This is a genomic window from bacterium (assembly GCA_030654305.1).
In the GTDB taxonomy this organism is placed as follows: Bacteria; Krumholzibacteriota; Krumholzibacteriia; order LZORAL124-64-63; family LZORAL124-64-63; genus PNOJ01.
The window spans coordinates 1-1,650 of the sequence record JAURXS010000316.1; the positions used below are offsets into that span (position 1 = coordinate 1).

Annotated in this window: 1 protein-coding gene; it reads left to right on the top strand. The window is 69.9% G+C overall.

Translation table 11 applies throughout. The features are described 5' to 3' along the window. Positions 1-61 precede the first annotated feature (61 nt). Positions 62-1,650: homoaconitase (gene lysF / locus Q7W29_09075; protein ID MDO9171969.1), on the top strand; the 1,589-nt coding region annotated here is incomplete at its 3' end.

The window sequence follows — 1,650 nt, forward strand, 5'->3', positions numbered from 1 at the left end:
TCCCACCGCTTCGGACCCCGGAACACCCCCATCTGCGGCAGCCCGCCCGCGGGAGGACGTCATGGCCCAGACCGTCATCGAGAAGATCACGCAGGCCCACGCCGTGGATCTGGCCCGGGGTGCCGAGCTGCACGCCGGCGATTTCGTCACGCTGATCCCCGACCACGTGATGACCCATGACAATACCTCGGCGGTGCTGCAGAAGTTCGAGAAGCTGGGCGTCGGCAAGGTGCACGACGCGCGCCAGCCGGTCTTCGCCCTGGACCACGACATCCAGAACCGCAGCGACGGCAACCTGGCGAAGTACGCCAAGATCGAGGCCTTCGCGCGCGCGCAGGACATCGACTTCTACCCCGCCGGCACCGGCATCGGCCACCAGGTGATGATCGAGAACGGTTACGTGCAGCCGGGCGGCTTCTGCGTGGCCAGCGACAGCCACTCGAACATGTACGGCGCCGTGGGCGCGGTCGGCACGCCGGTGGTGCGCACCGACGCCGCCTGCCTGTGGGCCACCGGGCGCTTCTGGTGGCAGATCCCGCGCACGGTCAAGGTCGTGCTCGAGGGCGAGCTGCGCACCGGGGTGACGGGCAAGGACGTGATCCTGACGCTCTGCGGCCAGTACAACCGCGACGAGGTCCTCAATGCCGCCATCGAGTTCGCGGGGCCGGGCGTGGCGAGCCTGAGCATGGACGCGCGCATGACCATCGCCAACATGACCACCGAGTGGGGCGCCCTGGTCGGCTGGTTCCCCTGCGACGACATCACGATCGACTTCCTGGAGAAGCGCCAGGCCATCCTGGCGGTGCAGGGCATCGACGACCGCATCGACGACGCCCGCCTCAACCTGTGGAAGCGCCACCCCCTGACCTCCGACCGCGACGCGGTCTACGCAGGCGTGATCACGCTGGACCTGTCGCTGGTCGCGCCGCACGTGGCCGGGCCGGACACCGTGCAGAAGAGCGCGCCCCTGTCCGACCTGATGGCCCGCGACATCAAGATCCACAAGGCCTACCTGCTGTCCTGCGTCAACTCGCGGTTGGAGGACCTCAAGGCCGCCGCCGACGTCATGCTGGGCCACAAGGTGGCCCCGGGCGTCGACTTCTACATCGCCGCGGCCAGCCAGTTCGTGGAGAACCAGGCCAAGCAGCTCGGCATCTGGCAGGCGCTGCTGGACACCGGGGCCAAGGCGCTGCCGCCCAGCTGCGGCCCCTGCATCGGGCTGGGCACGGGCCTGCTCGAGGCCGGCGAGGTCGGCATCTCGGCCACCAACCGCAACTTCAAGGGCCGGATGGGCTCGCGCGACGCGCAGTGCTACCTGGCCAGCCCGGCGGTCGTGGCTGCGTCGCCGATCGCGGGGAAGCTCGCCGGGCCCGAAGGGTTCGCCGCGGCGCTGCCGCCGTACGCCTTCGTGGCGGGGGGCAAGGGGCATGCGGCCGGCGCGGTGGAGATCCTCGACGGGTTCCCGGCCATCGTCGAAGGGCGCGCGCTGTTCCTGCCGCAGGACAACCTGAACACCGACGGCATCTACGGGAAGGACTACACCTACCGCGAGGACATGACGCCGCAGGACATGGCGCGCGTGGTGATGGAGAACTACGACCCGGCGTTCGCGGGGATGGTGCGGGCCGGGGACCTCGTGGTCGGGGGGTA